Below are 16,045 nucleotides of genomic sequence, written 5' to 3' on the forward strand. Positions count from 1 at the left end.
GCGCAAGCAGGCGCGGCGCGAGGTGTTTCTGGCACAAATGGAACGTGCCCCCCCCCCCCCCCCCCCCCCCCCCCCCCCCCGGAAAACCGGGCCAACGTAAAGTAGAGACTTCGCCGGCATGGGCCCCGCCATCACGAGGAGTCAAGCGATTAAGAAGTCACGGTTTACCGAGGAGCAAATTGCCTATGCGCTCAAGCAGGCCGAGTTGGGGATGGCGGTCGGTGAGATCTGTCGGAAGATGGGAGTTGCCGAGGCCACGTTTTACGTATGGCGGAAGAAGTACGGTGGTCTGGGGCCGTCTGAGCTCAAGCGCTTGCGACTGCTGGAGGAGGAAAACCGCAAGCTTAAACAGCTGGTGGCCGACCTGAGCCTAGATAAGGCGATGCTGCAGGAGGTCGTCACAAAAAAGCTCTAAGGCCTGCCCAGCGACGCACCTGGGTAGGCCAGCTACGTGAGCACTTCGGGATAAGCGAGCGGCATGCGCTGCGGATCATGGCGATGTCGCGCTCGGCGTTTTCCTACAAGGCTAAAGCACGCGATTGCAGCGCCATCCGTCTGAGGATGCGCGAGATCACCCAGACGCGTGTGCACTAAGGGTGTGAGCGCGTGTTCGTTGTGCTGCGTCGTGAAGGATGGCGGGACAATCACAAGCGCGTACACCGCATTTACAAGCAGGAAGGCCTATCATTGAGGCATTGCAGGTCCCGACGCAGTCGCAGCGCACGGCGACGTCAACCGATAGGGGGCGCCACCGCACCGAATGCACGATGGGGCATGGACTTCGTCAGTGATGCACTGTTCGATGGTCGCTGTTTCCGGTCGCTGACGGTGGTGGATCACTTCACTCATGAGTGCCTGGATATCGTTGTTGACCAGTCGTTGAAAGGCGATGGCATTGCCGATGCGATGACACGGCTGGTGGCGCAGCGAGGCAAGCCTGCGGCGATCAAGGTGGACAACGGAAGTGAGTTTGTCGGCAAGGTCATGGATCGGTGGGCATATGAAAACGGGGTAGAGCTGGACTTCTCCCGGCGTGGCACACCAACCGATAACGCCTTGGTGGAAAGCTTCAACGGACGCCTGCGGCAGGAATGTCTCAACGAGCATTGGTTCTTGTCACTGGCCGACGCACGGAGCAAAATCGAACAGTGGCGGCGCTTTTATAACGAGGGGTGCCCGGATATAGCGCTCGGCGGATCACCCCCATACAGAAACTGGCGCTTGCCGCATAGCTCCACTTTCGGAGTCAGCAAAAACCAGTGGGATTAATGCCATCTCTGTGTTGACAGGCCTGGACAATACCCTTTTTGTGAGTGGATCACAGGCTTCATAAAGCATCAGCGGCTTCCACGCGATCATGTAGCTTCTGTCGGATATGAGATACGACGTCATCATTCAAATTCTCATAACGTTGCACGTAATAGTCAAGAACCTGCTCAGGTGTGCGCCGGGTGCCATCCAGCCAAAGCGATGTTTTCAGTACATCGACACGTGGCTCGGCGACTAATAAATCGAATGTAGGCAAGCTGATTGGGGATTCCAGCGCGTGAAGTATGGAAAAGCTGAGTGGTGTTCCAAACCCGTTTTCGTTTCCTATTGGAATTTCAATATTGACGTCAACACGAGGGTCTGCTATCCAAAGTCGGAACTTCTCTGGGTTCTTAAGAGAACGGTTTGCAAAAACATACGCGTCGTTCATTTCGATGTCATTTCGTGAAATGATATATTGAAATATGGCGTTATCAGCATTCCCCCTGTTAAGTAATTCATTTCGCAGCACGGTCCATCCATTACTGCCGCCAGAGTTGATATCGAACCTCCCACTATCCAAAAGGTATCTGAACATGTCTAGATTTTTTACTTCGGCCGCGGCTTGCAAGATGCCTGCGTGTTCTGGCGGGATCTCATAACGCTCATAATTCAGCAAAGCTATCACTGCATTAATATTGTTTGCCCTGACCGCTGCTTCTAATAAATACTGCTCGTACCCTTTCCAGGGATACTTCGGGTTGGGAAGGATTTTTCCGTTCATTTTATCAACTAAATCGAAAATTAGCTTAAATTTCTCTATATCAAGGTTGAGCTCGAGTGCATAAGCAAGAAGAGGTTTACTTCTATTTTCGGCGCCGATCTTTACATAAACTTCATCGATCCTGACATTCTGTGAGGAAAGAAACTGAAGCAATTCGGATTTATTTTGAGTTATAGCCTGGATTGCGGCAGAACCTTTTTTGTCTTTCCAATTTTGTTTAAATACATTAGATACCGCTTCATGCAACTGCCTATTGGTTTTGGAAAGATTCACCAGCGTGTCAAGGTCGCAACGCAAAATAATCTGTTCAAGGGCATCGTAAGGCAACTGTTGCAGTTCAAGATTACTGGGGAGCGGATCGTGTGGTGCTCCCCCGCCTATCTCATTGGCATAGATCGCTTGAGGTGATGCAGGCGCGAGTAGTTGCTCACCTTCCTGAGATAGTGTAAGTGCGGGTAGTTGCTCGCTTTCTTGAGGTTGTGCGGGGGCGCGTAGTGGATCGACTTCATGAGGATCAAGGCGATCACCGAGCTCTGCTTGTCCGGCGGCATCTTGTCTCGCCCCCAAGGCGCGCACTCGCCCCCAAGTGCGCGCTACAACTTTAGAGCCTCGCCCGCCCAACCCTTGCTGGCGCATCACATGTAAACGTTCGCCTAACCCCGGATAAACAGGCCGAAGTGAACCGCCCCGGTTTCCGCGGAGGCTCAACACTCTGAGAGGATTGAGCCATGAGCAAGTCGAACAAGTTCTCGCCCGAGGTACGCGAGCGCGCGGTAAGGATGGTGCAGGAGCAGCGCGGAGAGTACCAATCGCTGTGGGCGGCCATTGAATCCATAGCCCCAAAGATTGGCTGCGTGCCGCAGACTCTGAACGAATGGGTCAAGCGCGCCGAGGTCGATGCCGGTGCGCGTGAGGGCGTGACGAGCAGCGAGGCGCAGCGGATGAAGGAACTCGAGCGCGAGGTCAAGGAGCTGCGCCGGGCCAACGAGATATTGAAGCTGGCCAGTGCGTTTTTCGCCCAGGCGGAGCTCGACCGCCGACTGAAGTCGTGAAGGCCTTCATCGACCAGCATCGCAATGCCTTCGGGGTCGAGCCGCTCTGCAAGGTTCTGCAGGTTGCCCCGTCGGCCTATCGACGTCATGCCGCGCTACTGCGCGAGCCCAGCAGGCGCTGTATCCGCGCCAGACGCGACGAGCGGCTAATGCCGCAGATTCAGCGCGTCTGGCAAGCCAACATGCAGGTCTACGGTGCCGAGAAGGTGTGGCGGCAACTGGCACGCGAAGGCGTCGTCGTGGCCCGCTGCACGGTCGAGCGGTTGATGCGCAGCATGGGGCTGCGCGGCGTGGTGCGCGGCAAGGTCGTGCGCACCACCATCGGCGATGCCAAGGCCCCATGCCCGCTGGACCGGGTCAATCGGCAGTTCCGTGCCGAGCGGCCGAACCAGCTGTGGGTCAGCGACTTCACCTACGTCTCAACCTGGCAGGGCTGGCTGTATGTGGCCTTCGTCATCGACGTGTTCGCTCGTCGCATCGTAGGCTGGCGAGTGAGCAGTTCTATGCGCACGGACTTCGTGCTCGATGCTTTGGAGCAGGCCCTGTATGCCCGGCAACCTGAGCGCGATGGCAGCTTGGTTTGCCACTCCGACAGGGGCTCGCAATACGTCAGCATCCGCTACACCGAGCGGCTGGCCGAGGCCGGCATTGAGCCGTCGGTAGGCAGCAAGGGCGACAGCTACGACAACGCGCTGGCAGAGACCATCAACGGCTTGTACAAAGCCGAGCTGATTCACCGCCGGGCACCCTGGAAAACTAGGGAGGCCGTCGAATTCGCCACGCTGGAGTGGGTGTCCTGGTTCAACCACCAACGCCTGCTCCAACCCATCGGCTACATCCCGCCAGCCGAGGCCGAGGCAAACTACTACCGGCAACTCGCCAGTCAGACCGCCGCCGTGGCGGCCTGACTTAAACCAAACAGCCTCCGCGGAAACCGGGGCGGTTCAAAGCTCACCGTCTACGTTACGGTAGTATTTCTTCCCGAATTTGTCGCCTGTCTGAGGTATGACCCGAACGAAAACGTCTTCTCCTTTTCTCTGCCCTATCTTGACTACATCCCAGGAGTGAGTTAGCCCGGGAAGCTGGCCTTTCACTATGCCGCTGGTAGCCGGCTCGACCAACAAATCGGCCCGGTGGGCGAGAGCCGTTGCGACCTTTTCAGCGCCCGGATAGATATCACGCAGTGCAGTTAAAAATTTCTGAGCTCTTCGCATACCTGCTGTTCCCCCTGCCGCGATCAACTCTATACCGGGGTCGAAGACGCGCGCGGCACCTGTGGCGAGTTCAGCTACTGAGCCAGCGGTGAGTGTTTCCGAACCGGCTAATGCCATTTGCCTGACGATATTGTGGGCACTGCTTTGGCGTAATGCCCTCAGTGCACTGAAGCTCAAGGCTTCACCGAATTTCATGACTACTCGTCCGGCCGGCACTGCTAGTGGTATCAGGCCGAGCACATCGACGGTGCAGGGGATTACTGCTTCCTCAATTTTGCCTTGGTATATATTTTTTCCACATTCATAGAAAGGAATAAGGCTTAAGGCGAAGTCTGTGACCTTTTCATAGGTAGTTTTTGCGTAACCATATGCATGTAGCTCTTCTTGGATCTGATTTTCATGCTTTTGTCGGATCGCGTTGTATAAGACGCTGATATCCGAGGCACTGTCTTTCAGTGCAGCTCTCAACGTTGTGACGCGTAGGCGGTAATCATTGTCGAGTCGAAGTGAAATGCCGGTGATCTCCTCGTAGAGGTTAAGATAGAAATCTTGATTCCTATCCACTCGTTTCAAAGAGTAGCCTATGCCTTGCTTTGGATAGAGCGCATAGATACGCTCCTCGCCACCATGCTTAGCCGAGAAAAGTTCAAGTTTTCGCGGCATCCGTTTAGTAAGCCCTTCAATGGCATGGCGATTTCCTCCTATAAGTGTATGCCTTATAGCATGTGCTGCAGAGAACGTTGCTTCAGCTTTATGCACTTCAGCGTGCTCAATAAACGCTGACTCTTCAGCGCTCAGTTGTGTGAAAGCCAAAGGGAGTAAGATCCGATCAACATCGCCGAGTTGTTCGGCGATCCGCCTGTTTTGTGCGGCGAATTCATCATTGATCCGCGGTAATTCGATGACTTTGCGTCGGGGATCAGTGAAACTTGCCCCGCGCGGAAGAATCAGACAGCGATGTTCATCCGCATCAAGATAAAGATCAGCCTTCGTTTCATAGTCTTTCTCGGTTCCGAGGCCTGGGCACCTTTCCTGCAGGATGGCCATGGCAAGTGCCGGGCGCGTTTTAAAATTTTCTAAACTTTCCTGTAGTCGTATAAAGGGATCATTGCGTTGACGCTCGGCCTTTCGGGCTGTGAAAAATAGTCGAAGTGCTGTTTCGCGCGATACTTGTTCTCGCACTGATATGTCCGGTACTGATGCATCCGGGTTTGAATTCCCTGTAACTTCTTTGCCTTCTCGAAGTAAATGAAGCTGAGCTGGCAGTAAAAAATAATCCTGCCACTCTGAGGGGACCACAGCTTCATCACATAGCGTTGCGAGTGCCTGCCCAATATCTATCGCATCCTGCATCGCCCATTCATGAGTGTCCAGTCCGATATCCTTGGCAAACCGTAGTGCAGCATGCATATATCCCCATTCGAGGCTACAAATTTCAGTACGGCCAAACGTCTCATAGTCCGTAGGTTGCCACATGATGGCAGGTGCAATCACATCAAGTAATTTCTCAATAAAGTACTTCTTAGTGAGCGTGTCTGGATTTGAAAGCCAGCGATTTGTAGCGCCGATAAGATATTGCAAGCGGATACGTGAATTTTCCACGTATGGCGGGGTACCCGCGTTGCCTTCTTGCACCAATGCGGAAAGTTGGTCATTCACAAACGTTTCGGCCGGACTGCCAAAGGTTAATGTGGATAGCCAGTCAGTAATCTTACTTTGTACGCGCGATTCACTCAGCGTCTCATTACGTCTCTCTCCGTATTCGTGAGTTATTCGGAAAAGATGTTGTGCTAATTTCGACGCACGGGATGGGAATTTCGATAAGTAGCGGACAACGCTGTTGACAAACGGGATATTGTTACCTTTGACTGGCGAGTCATGTGGAAGTCCGGCACGAGATAATAAAGTCCTAACGGAGTCGATCTGATGCCGCATGATTTCAGCAGCGCTTTCTGCAGAATGGTCTTCTGTTTCGATATCGCGTTTGGCGCGTTTGGCGCGTCTGGCAAGAGGATGTCCTGTGGCAGGAATCAGTCTTGCCATATCCTGCGATTCCGCTGTCGTATCGGGCGTAAGCCAGCTTAACGCTGGCTGTGTGTCCTGTGCTGAGGTAGGACGTTCCGGAATGATGTCCCCGGAGAGGTTGGCGGCGTTCGCTCCTGCTGAGTGGACTGGAAAAGTGATGGATTTCTCAGGGATTGACCCTGGTCGCGCGTTTGAAAATGCGAAGTTGGGTTGTCCACGCTGTGTTCCCGGTGCGTTTCCCGTCGAAGAATGCTGCCTGGCGTTTCTATTGACCTCCCGGTTAACGACGCGTTCAACCCTTCTTTTCAATTCTAAATTACCGGCGCGAGTTATTCTTGCTTCAGTAGATAGCTCATCAGCCCTCCTGGGTGTGATGGCGGGACTTGCAGATGTGTTCTGTACTGAGCTAAGTATAGAAAGTAACTGTACCGCAGCATGAATGGCATCATGTCTTTGTCTGTTTCCTGCATGGTTTCCGGGCTGAGCAGCCATCTGTTGAACGCGTTCATCCTGCTGTTTTTGACTTGCCTGCTTTTGATTTTTCCAGTTTATGTGGTTTCCGGTAGTTTTGCGGTATTCAGTCACAGATTGCGGCATGACCTTATTTCTTCTGTATTGGAGAAATACAATTGGTAAAACAATGTCAGTCACATTGGCTATCAATTATCGCTCAAACTGTTCTCGAATCTTGGGTTTTAAGAGTCTGTTCACAATCTCCAGAGCATTGATGCCTGAAGGGTCAGATGGACGAACTGCAAACTGGTGTTGAGCTTGCGCTCGTAGTTCTTCCAGAGCCTTCGGTGTTTCTCCAACCAGGCCAAACTGCTTGACGACCCATCGCTGGGGCATGACCTTGAACGTATGCGCTTGGCAATCTGAACCGTGACGTGTTCGCCCAGAATCGCCTGGATATCCAGAGCGAAGGGCTGACCCACATAGCCGCTGTCGGCCAGCACGCTCCGCACCTTGCCTAGACCAGCTTTGCAACGAGCGAACGCTTTGAGGACGCCCTTGCGATCGGTCACCTCGGCCGTTGTGACTGCCACGGCATGCGGCAAGCCTTGCGTATCCACTGCGATATGGCGCTTGATCCCCGGCACCTTCTTACCGGTATCATCGCCTTTTTGCCTAGCCGTATCCGAGTTCTTCACGCTCTGCGCGTCCACGACAAGAACCCGCTGAGGGCGCTGTGCCCCTGTCTCGCGCGAGCCGCGGCAACCTGATTTTTTGAACGCCCGCTCCAGCGGGCTCACTCCCTCTTCGTCCTCTTCACTCCAGATCTGGAAGTAAGCATGCACCGTACGCCATTTGGGGAAACTCTCCGGCAGCATCCGCCATGGCCAACCACTCTTGAGCACATACAGCACCGCGCAAAAGACCTTGTACAGGTCCGCCGTCCGGGGCCGCATCTTCTTCCGGGCTTCTTCCAGCAGCAGCCTCACTTGCTCGAACTGCTTACCACTGATGGCAATGGGCTAACTTTTCTCATCCGCACACTTTCGCACAAAGCCGGAAGATTTTGAACAGGCTCTAAATCGACTACGCAGATGCGCGTTTTTTGAGCGCCAAGACCGGGAGCTAGCAGCTATAAAAAAATTTCCGATCAGACCCAGAGAACAGTCTCAATGAAACCGTTGGAAAGCATGATTCAACGCGCGACCCCTACAAGCGAGCCATATGCTATGGTACGCGCCACGACAAAATCGTCGACCCATGCGCCACACACAAGTGGTGCCAATCACTCGGATGACATTGCGCCAGTTCAGCACCTGCAATCCAATGGCAGAGTGAGTGACGTGCTTCGCGAGGCTACGCGTGTTGCAGTAGGGCTGCTGCCGACCGATGCCGACGAGCTGCGGGAGTTGGATATGACGTCGCTCGGTAAAGCGGGTGACATCGTGCAGCGTGTGGTTAACGACGCCGCAACGGGAAATGTGCACAACCTCGCGTTTGCGTTGAAGATGCAATCGGAGGCTCGTGCTGATGCGATCTCGAATATTTCCGTAGGTATCAGCAACCTGACAGCATCAATCCCCACGACCTCTGTCGTGGGTTACCATCTCGGTGGAGCTGCGTCGTCCAATCTCACCCCTTCACAGGTGGACGCAATCGTCATCAATACGCTGGAAGATTTGAAAACCTTCTATACGCAGTATGCTAAAGACTATGCGACTCTAAAAACTTATATCGCGGAATATGGAGAGAGCGATCCAGAAAGTTGCGAAGAGCAGCTTGACGCGTTTGCTCATAGGTATGCCAAGCCGCTCTATATCAACGCCGGTATCAATCCAGCCTACGTTTCACTGTCGCTGGGGGACACGTTCGTCGTAAGTGACGTCAACCTTCCACAAAAAGGCAATTATCAAACGTATAGCATCAATGCGGCGTCACTGGCTGATTTGGAAAGGCGAGAGAAATTTATCGAGCAATTGCACACGGATGCAACTGATGCCCATGCGATATGGGGGGCGGTAACACGCAATGTCACCATCTCGCTGAGACAAGCCGAAGAATCGCTCAGGCAGCTCGAAGCGGCCTCGCAAAATACCTATCAGGTCACCGAAAATCTGCCGGATAATTTGAGTTTTTATAAGATTACACAAAATGCGGATGGGAGCTACACCGTTAAAGCGTCGCAGAAGTTCCTTGATGCGATCAATGTATTTCAGAATTATGTCAATGCATGGAAGGAAAAAGACTATCCACCGGACAAAAGCACTGGTGTAGGTGCTGCAGCAGAAGAGTTAGCCGGTTTATGGGTTGCGGAGTGGGGCGCGCCGGGACATGATACGCTCGAACAGCAGTGGGTGAACGTGATTCAGAACGGTGCGATTATAGACTTTGACGCACTTCCCGTTCCAGATCCAGACAACGTGTCTGCGGAGATAGACAGCCTGATCCGTTCGGATGCAGCAGTATACGGCGGCTTGCAAACAGTGACCTCCAATGCCAAGGCCGGCATTATCGATCCCTATGGCTCGCTGCTGCAAGAGTACATGCAGTATGTGCAGTCTATCACCGATCTCTTATCGAATCTTTCAAAATATGTCACAGCATCTGGAGACGGAACGACGGTTAATTTCAAGGCGGACGATCTGAAAAGTGTGATAAACGATATGCTGAAAGAGGGCGCACCATTCAAAGAATGGTCGATTACCTTGCCGGGCACGTCTTCGCTATCCGCGAGTGACTGGAAACAGGAACTCTCTGGGAATTTCAACGTGACGCAGAATGCGGATGGCACGACGTCGATATCGTTGGACCTAAGCAATCTGGAAGCGATGAGGGACTCGCTATCCAATTACTCTAACGGGGATATCAGCGTTACGCAATACAATGCATGGTATGCAGGATTTACAGGGCAGAAGGACAACGTGATGAACCTTTCGCAAAGTATCGCCGAAAAATTTTCAAGAATGAACAGCGAGTTCGATAATTTGGTACAATTGATGAGTTCGGCGATCTCCGCATTGCTCGAGTCGGAGGAAAAGTACTTGCAGTTTTAACTGACGAACTGCGATGTCGCCGCTCGCGCTTGATGGAAGCGCGAGCGGCAAGATGGTTGAGCAATAATACGAGCTTGCGCGATCATTGGCGATGTGGTCCAACTCGGCGCGCTGCACGACGCCGGACTTGCCGGACTTGCGCAGCCAGGCATACAGGCTGTGCCTGGTGACACATAGCCGCTCGGCGACCTCCGCTACGTTGAACCCGCGATCGGTCACTGACGGACCACCTCAACCTTGAACTCATCCGGATACAGCTTGCTGTTCATGGGCACCTTCGAATCACGGCCTTGAGATGTGGGCGTATCACTGGACGTATCAAACCCCGCTTCGACAGCGCGGAAAAATCAGAGTGCCCTTAATTGATGATAGATATTGGAGTGATCGGTTTTTGATCGTCGCTTGTCACGAAATCGACTATAAATACGAATCTACCTTCATGTTAAGAAGGATAGTGCTGATGATCGTGTTCGATGATCGGATCGGAAAATACAGGATGCTGTAACGGCGTAAAATTAATGGCTGATATTCTGCATGCTTACGAACGGCGTCCCGCATCACTGATACGTTTGGCGGTTGCAGGCCTCGCAGTGCCCACGGTCGTCTATCGTCGCGCTGGCGATCTTGCTGGTCCGATGATCGCAGTGAAAAGTAAGGCGATGAGCGCATCTGGAATTTTTGAATATTCGATGATGCACGATGGATAGCTGAAGATGCCAATGCATGCGCGCCGGGAGTTGGTTATCGCGCGCACCCAGCTTGCCAAGATGAATATTTATTAATTGGCAGGGCGCAATTTCTATTTTTAAAAATTGACCATTTTTCTAACTCAGGAATTTTCCACCATGCCGTTTTCTTTATCGTCGCACGCATCTTTCTCTCTCACCAATGAATCCAATGAGCGGTTAGTCACTCGCTCAAGCTATGCTACTAGTGAATCCAGCGTACCAGGTAAGTTCCAGCCACTATCGTTTAGCAAAGAAGAAATCAGTAGCGTATCGTCGCATCCTCAGCATGCAAGCTCGCATCAACCGCAGATTTCGTCGTTGCCGCGTGCCGTAGTCACTCGACCGAACTCGCTGCCCATCGGGTCGCGAAAAAAATTGTTTCTTTGACGGATATTTTGAACATTACGAGCAAAAAGGGTTCGCCTATTGAGACGGCATCCGCAGTTCCCGTGACGTTGCCGCGAACCTCGTTATTAATGCAGGAGGCTAACGCCACCACGGGCGTAGTTCCGCCGAGCGAAAGCATGGATACAATGAACTGATTAGGTCGAGCTATTGCAAGGACTGAGGTGCTTAGCCTGTCTATTGACGTGTCGACGACTTCGGCGGTCCGATATTGTGGAAACAATTGGATGTTGGGATCGGCTGGCATCTCATCGCCATCGAGCGAATATTTCGATGGAGGTTGGAAAAGAAAAGATGCCACTTGACGGTCACCAGTGGGTATCGTTTGTTAGATTTGTAAAGTGCGGTTGCCTAATTTTCTAAGGTAAATCTTCATCCGTTGTCATAATACCATCGCTCGTTTTTTAGCTAAGGAATTATCCACCATGTTATCTCCTTTCGCATCGCGCGGATCTTACTCGGTCACCAAGGCATTCATTGGTAGGCCAGCCATTCTTCGTGCCAGCCATAAATCGATAGAATCCGGCGTGACAGGCAAGTTTCGATTGTTGATCTCAGAAAAAATCAGCAGAGTGTCCTCGTATCCCGAGCCTGCCGGCTCGTATCAACCGCAGAATCTGTTGTTGCCGTGTGGCATAGGCACTATTCGACGAACCTCGCTGTTTGATGGCCGGCCTTACGAATCCATCGCTTCCGCTACGAACATAAGAAATAGTGCGATCGACATGAATCAACCCCATGTCGCTATCCGTAATCTCCATTCGTTTCGCCATTCAACGAACGCTCGCGTCGATTTGCAGCCATCATCTATAAAAAGTGACGTGCCTGTAGTGAGTAAAGTATTGGGTTTGATCGCCGGCAACCCTGAAGAAATCGTCAGGCCGAAGGCAGTGGAAGCGCTTGTTGGTGCCGTAGCTGCGGTGCGCGTTTCCAAGTCCATAGAGTATATAAATCCGACGCAGGAATCAAAACGTTTGATTTCGCCTGGACTCGTTTTTGAACAGCAGCGCATTTTTGAGGAAGAAAAGCTTGCTGCTATGAATTTGCCTAACGTGCCACCGGTGCAGCCGCCCCAGTCATCGATGCAGGAAGCTGATGTTGATCCGTGCTCCAGGTCGGCCTCTACGGAATGTGACACCGCAGCGAAATTCGCGTTGCGGACGTGGTCCTACGAGAAACTACGCAACATACAACACACCTCTGAAGTCAAAGAGTTGCTGGCGCTCGCCGGTTTGTTGTGCATTGAAGCCCACAAACGCAATGTGACGATGACCGATAAACAACTCGCGATCGACCTGGGGCGTACATTTCGCAGGTGTTTTTCTGGTCGCGAAGTACAGGCGTGGCGCCGGGATATCGCGACGATGTCTGAGCATGCGAACCATTTCTTGAAAAATAGGGATGCGATTATTTTATTTACAAACATGGATGAGAGGAAGATTATTGACGACGAGCGCATCACCTCGATGCGTGAGAACAACGCTAATAATCCTCTATTGATCATTACCGACTCATTCTTCAAAGATATGGCGGTTAAACGTATGCTTCAGATGATGCGTGCGATAGCACTGAGTACGAAACGAAGCGATGTGCTGGTATTTCCGATCGCAGATAATAAGGATTCGACGGGGCCAGTCACCTCGTCGCCTAGTGCGTTCCAAGATGTCGAAGAATCACGCTGGTACAGCACATTAAGCGGGTTCAAAGCATTCTGCCAGGCCGGAATCCGTTTGCATCGCAAACTGCTATCAGGGCAAGCTGACGCCGACATCGATAGTGGTGCCGTCCGTCTCGGCAACGATACGCCGGATCGGAAAGAAGCGCTCAAAGCGTTGCAACGTGATGCTCGGAAAATCGCGGCAGTCATCAAATCCAATCGCGATAGTCTTGTGCAATATGTTTGCTACAGTGCGTTTTCCGCGGCAGAATCCAAACGATGTTAAGCGCCGGACCGTTCAACGACTGTCATAATACAGCCAGACGCGTTCGACGTTTCACGTATTGAATGATAAGGTCTCATAACCAGAGTGCCACGTTTGCTTATAACTGTGAGGATGCACGACACAATATATTTCGCATGTATATTGTGTCTCAGTAGCTCAAATCAGTATTTCAAGGAAACAGTGCAAAGTAAAAGACCTACCTAGTTCTTGCGATGAAGCGTCACAGGCTGTTTTTTGACACTCTGCTCCGTGCCGAGGATTTTTTCGCGCGTTTCATCGGGATCGGACTGCGTTCAGCATAGTAGCTGTCGTAAATCTTACGCGCATAAATTCGTTGTTTTTCCAATGTATGCGCGTTATAACCGCCGACCGCGCGCCAATTTGCACCATATTGTGTGATATTTCCAGCTAGAATCCACGCTCCGACGCTTTCGTTGGTACACCGGTCGAAGAGACGTTGCTTGTCGATCCCGTATCGCCGGAGGAATGGAAGCCATCGGCTGTTGATCTGCATGATACCGATGTCGAACGATCCGTCCTTGTTACGGCTCACTGCGGTCGCGTTCAATCCCGATTCGCGCGAAGCAATTACGTACAACAGCTTCGCGTCGACGCCGTATGTGCGGGCCGCCTGGGTCCAGCAATCTTGGGCATAAGCAGGCCTCATGCTCGCCCATGCGACTGCACATACACCAAGAATCAGCCAGGCACGCCACGCACGGAATCGGCGAAAGGTGTGTGATACGGATACGGCACATAAGGCACATGCATTGCCGGCTTTCTCAGAACATGTCAGTATCGGCGTTGAGTTTAGGTTTTGCATCAGGTGCATCGTCGTCCTGGCTCATCTCAGTCATCATGATTTGCATCATGAACTTTTTCATTTCATCAGTCGTTATACCATGCATCGCTGTTTTTGCTGCCTCTGCCAGATTTTCGTCTGGCTGATGGGGCTCAGCGGAGGGAGCCTTTGCCAGTGCATACTTGGCAATCGTGAGTGGGTTGATCATCATGGGGAATTGGATATCCTAATTTGTTGGACGTAAGATAGCAGTGCCTCGACGATATTCGCCGTTGTGTCCGGAACACGTTGCTGGTGGCGTTGCACTGCGCGCGAGCAAATATCTGTCGAAGCGGAAAATGGCGCAAATGAAACAGAAAATTGTCCGTTGCTGATTACGAAGTGATCATTGGGCGATGTCGTGAGCGTGATACGCCTTCCGTTGTTCGTTTGTAAATGATCGATCGAAAGCTGGCTGAGTTTGCACCATTTCGGAATATAAACGGTGACAGATCGATCGGAATCGGCATCCTGCGTATCGAGGTACTCCTCGATCAACACTGTGGCCGTCTTCGAATCTTCGAAAAGCTTTCGCACGTTGTGAGCGATTGCACCGCGTTCTTGTTCGAGCTGCAACGCATATGTTTGAGAAAGATGCGTGGTTTCGTCGATCAGCGTGTCGACGAAAAGCCTGATGCCATCACGATAGCCTTCGAAGCGCGCCTGCTCATACTGCGTATGTGCGTAGTGTTCGGCGTCTTCTATGATCTTTCTGGCCGATTTTTTCGCAGCCTGTTCTAGTGCATGTCGCCGATTGGCGCGATGCAGGGCTGCGTGCCGATAGACGACCTGTGCTTCGCTATCGGGCGCTTTGTTATAAACCTTCTGCACGGTTTTGCGCATAGTGTGCCGCCATTGAAAAAAGAGTAATGGAAATCCATCTGCCGCAATCTTCCGGTGACGCTCGTCCCACTTGTAAGGAAAGGGCGGCCGTTTCGGCCTCGATTCGTGAGGAAAAGAGCAGTCGGAGACGTTCATCGATGACGGGTGGCATTGCCGGAATCAAAAACCGAAGCGCAGCGAGCCCGCAGACCACAGGATCGACATTTTCGTCTAGTACGCATGCTGGGACCGCGAGATGGGGCAGAGGCAATTCGATGAAGCGCTTGCATCGCCCGTCAAGCTGCCGATATCGATTGGATGACAACCATTCCCCGCGCTGACTGAATAGGCCCAGCAGAAAGCAAAGATCAGGGATCACGTACCACTTACGCAGTAGGATGGACGTGCATGGGTCGATCGGAATCGACTCGGGCGACGTGGTTCTCAAATCGTACGTGTCGAAGAGGATGGTGTTCCTCACTGCCTTGGGCAGCGCGCACCATTGCGCCGATGTCATCGGCACACGCTCCGGATGCAGGTAGTCGTCGGGAGCCAGCATGATCCTCAACAGGTATTTAAAATCTGTCATTTGATGAAAGGTTCAACACGATCGCGCTTTCGGGACTTGCGAAAACGTTTAAAAAAATCGACTGGTCCGGATGGCGGACTATTGGCCAGCTGCGCGCCGAGCGGGCGTGATTTGTCGTGATCGTGCCTGGGTTCGGAATCGATGCGCCGCTCGCGCCACCAGCGAGTCCTGAACGGTCGCGACGTCAGCCCGAGCCACCCCGCGGCGAGCAGCGCGAAAAAACCGACAAACGCAGAAACTTGCATGCAGACATGAATCCAGTCCGTGCTCCACGAGATCAGCGGTGCGGATGGCGGCATACCCCGGAAAATGGGTGCACTTTGTTCGGCTAGCACGGAGATATCATCATAGTCGATCTGATCGAAACTATTCTTGACATAACGCTTCACTTTGCTGATCAATGTGTCCTTGTCCAGCTCGCCGCTGTAGACTATCAGTACGGCGACATGCATGCGCTGCGGGCTGTCGACATCCTCCGTAAGCGGGTAACTGACATTGACGTGTGCTCTGACAACATTGTTAAGTGCTGACAGATTGTTCGAAAGCCGTTGCTCGATATAGGAAATTAGGCGCGAATGCTCCGCGAGCGGTGTGGAAACAAGGCTGTCGGAGGGAAACGCCTGACTGATCTGCAAATCGGGCGGAGTCGGCAAATTGTAGCGCCGCACCAGGTCGACAGCAGCCGGAAAATCGGCACGCGAAACATCTACTTCGAAAACGCCTTTTCCCACGTCATTCTTTATCGCCGTCACGCCATGACGTTGCAATATCGCCACCACGTCGTTCACTTGCGATTCGGTAAGCCCGGATAGCAGTGAACGGTTGTGGCAGCCGGAGAGTGCGAACAAGCTTATGAGAAATAGTATCCTGTAGAGACCGCGCACGGCG

At 52.5% G+C, this 16,045-nt stretch carries 13 protein-coding genes, 2 pseudogenes and 1 other annotated feature; of the genes and pseudogenes, 5 read left to right on the top strand and 10 right to left on the bottom strand.

Annotation, left to right across the window (positions count from 1 at the left end; all coding sequences use genetic code 11):
* Positions 1-148: 148 nt before the first annotated feature.
* Positions 149-1,269: pseudogene (locus XaFJ1_RS07005) on the top strand (IS3 family transposase).
* A gap of 58 nt (positions 1,270-1,327) precedes the next feature.
* Here the strand turns inward: XaFJ1_RS07005 and XaFJ1_RS07010 are convergent.
* Complete coding sequence (locus tag XaFJ1_RS07010; protein ID WP_155393654.1) at positions 1,328-2,668, bottom strand: F-box protein; 1,341 nt, start codon at positions 2,666-2,668, stop codon at positions 1,328-1,330.
* A gap of 92 nt (positions 2,669-2,760) precedes the next feature.
* Between XaFJ1_RS07010 and XaFJ1_RS07015 the strand changes: the two genes are divergently transcribed.
* A protein-coding gene (locus XaFJ1_RS07015) for an IS3 family transposase (protein ID WP_425477003.1) occupies positions 2,761-3,992 on the top strand; the annotation gives its coding sequence in 2 pieces (ribosomal slippage) (positions 2,761-3,052 and positions 3,052-3,992; 1,233 coding nt in all).
* Positions 3,039-3,155: a sequence feature (AL1L pseudoknot), on the top strand. Its footprint overlaps the gene before it by 117 nt.
* A gap of 36 nt (positions 3,993-4,028) precedes the next feature.
* On the opposite strand, the gene XaFJ1_RS07020 is transcribed toward XaFJ1_RS07015, so the two are convergent.
* Positions 4,029-6,974, bottom strand: a complete 2,946-nt coding sequence (locus XaFJ1_RS07020; RefSeq protein WP_155393655.1) for a hypothetical protein — start codon at positions 6,972-6,974, stop codon at positions 4,029-4,031.
* A gap of 56 nt (positions 6,975-7,030) precedes the next feature.
* Positions 7,031-7,765: an IS5 family transposase gene (locus tag XaFJ1_RS07025; protein ID WP_012915984.1), complete on the bottom strand. Its 735-nt coding sequence runs from the start codon at positions 7,763-7,765 to the stop codon at positions 7,031-7,033.
* Between the two features lie 183 nt (positions 7,766-7,948).
* Between XaFJ1_RS07025 and XaFJ1_RS07030 the strand changes: the two genes are divergently transcribed.
* Entirely contained in the window at positions 7,949-9,829 is a 1,881-nt protein-coding gene (locus XaFJ1_RS07030) for an IpaD/SipD/SspD family type III secretion system needle tip protein (protein WP_161525137.1), read from the top strand.
* Positions 9,830-9,925: 96 nt separating this feature from the next.
* Here the strand turns inward: XaFJ1_RS07030 and XaFJ1_RS07035 are convergent.
* Positions 9,926-10,098: pseudogene (locus XaFJ1_RS07035) on the bottom strand (transposase); the annotation flags it as partial.
* Positions 10,099-10,347: 249 nt separating this feature from the next.
* On the opposite strand from XaFJ1_RS07035, the gene XaFJ1_RS07040 reads away from it, so the two are divergent.
* Positions 10,348-10,536 carry a hypothetical protein gene (locus XaFJ1_RS07040; RefSeq protein WP_152625038.1) on the top strand — a complete coding sequence of 63 codons (189 nt, stop codon included), beginning with the start codon at positions 10,348-10,350 and terminating at the stop codon, positions 10,534-10,536.
* 355 nt (positions 10,537-10,891) lie between these two features.
* Here the strand turns inward: XaFJ1_RS07040 and XaFJ1_RS07045 are convergent, their stop codons facing one another.
* Entirely contained in the window at positions 10,892-11,263 is a 372-nt protein-coding gene (locus XaFJ1_RS07045; RefSeq protein WP_012915988.1) for a hypothetical protein, read from the bottom strand.
* A 124-nt stretch (positions 11,264-11,387) separates the two neighbouring features.
* Between XaFJ1_RS07045 and XaFJ1_RS07050 the strand changes: the two genes are divergently transcribed.
* Complete coding sequence (locus XaFJ1_RS07050; RefSeq protein WP_012915989.1) at positions 11,388-12,905, top strand: hypothetical protein; 1,518 nt, start codon at positions 11,388-11,390, stop codon at positions 12,903-12,905.
* A gap of 220 nt (positions 12,906-13,125) precedes the next feature.
* Here XaFJ1_RS07050 and XaFJ1_RS07055 read toward each other — a convergent pair whose 3' ends face one another.
* The 5 genes from XaFJ1_RS07055 to sctJ all read right to left on the bottom strand — a co-directional run bounded on the left by XaFJ1_RS07055 (position 13,126) and on the right by sctJ (position 16,041).
* Positions 13,126-13,572: a lytic transglycosylase domain-containing protein gene (locus tag XaFJ1_RS07055; protein ID WP_012915990.1), complete on the bottom strand. Its 447-nt coding sequence runs from the start codon at positions 13,570-13,572 to the stop codon at positions 13,126-13,128.
* Between the two features lie 115 nt (positions 13,573-13,687).
* Complete coding sequence (locus tag XaFJ1_RS07060) at positions 13,688-13,918, bottom strand: hypothetical protein (RefSeq protein ID WP_012915991.1); 231 nt, start codon at positions 13,916-13,918, stop codon at positions 13,688-13,690.
* Complete coding sequence (locus tag XaFJ1_RS07065; protein WP_049887171.1) at positions 13,915-14,589, bottom strand: hypothetical protein; 675 nt, start codon at positions 14,587-14,589, stop codon at positions 13,915-13,917. The genes XaFJ1_RS07060 and XaFJ1_RS07065 overlap by 4 nt, the downstream gene beginning before the upstream one ends.
* On the bottom strand, positions 14,561-15,157 hold the full coding sequence (locus XaFJ1_RS07070; RefSeq protein WP_012915993.1) for an oxygen-regulated invasion protein: 597 nt from the start codon (positions 15,155-15,157) through the stop codon (positions 14,561-14,563). The genes XaFJ1_RS07065 and XaFJ1_RS07070 overlap by 29 nt, the downstream gene beginning before the upstream one ends.
* Positions 15,154-16,041, bottom strand: a complete 888-nt coding sequence (gene sctJ / locus XaFJ1_RS07075; protein WP_012915994.1) for a type III secretion system inner membrane ring lipoprotein SctJ — start codon at positions 16,039-16,041, stop codon at positions 15,154-15,156. Before sctJ ends, XaFJ1_RS07070 begins: the two co-directional genes overlap by 4 nt.
* Between the last annotated feature and the right edge of the window lie 4 nt (positions 16,042-16,045).

The organism is Xanthomonas albilineans, assembly GCF_009931595.1.
GTDB lineage: Bacteria > Pseudomonadota > Gammaproteobacteria > Xanthomonadales > Xanthomonadaceae > Xanthomonas_A > Xanthomonas_A albilineans.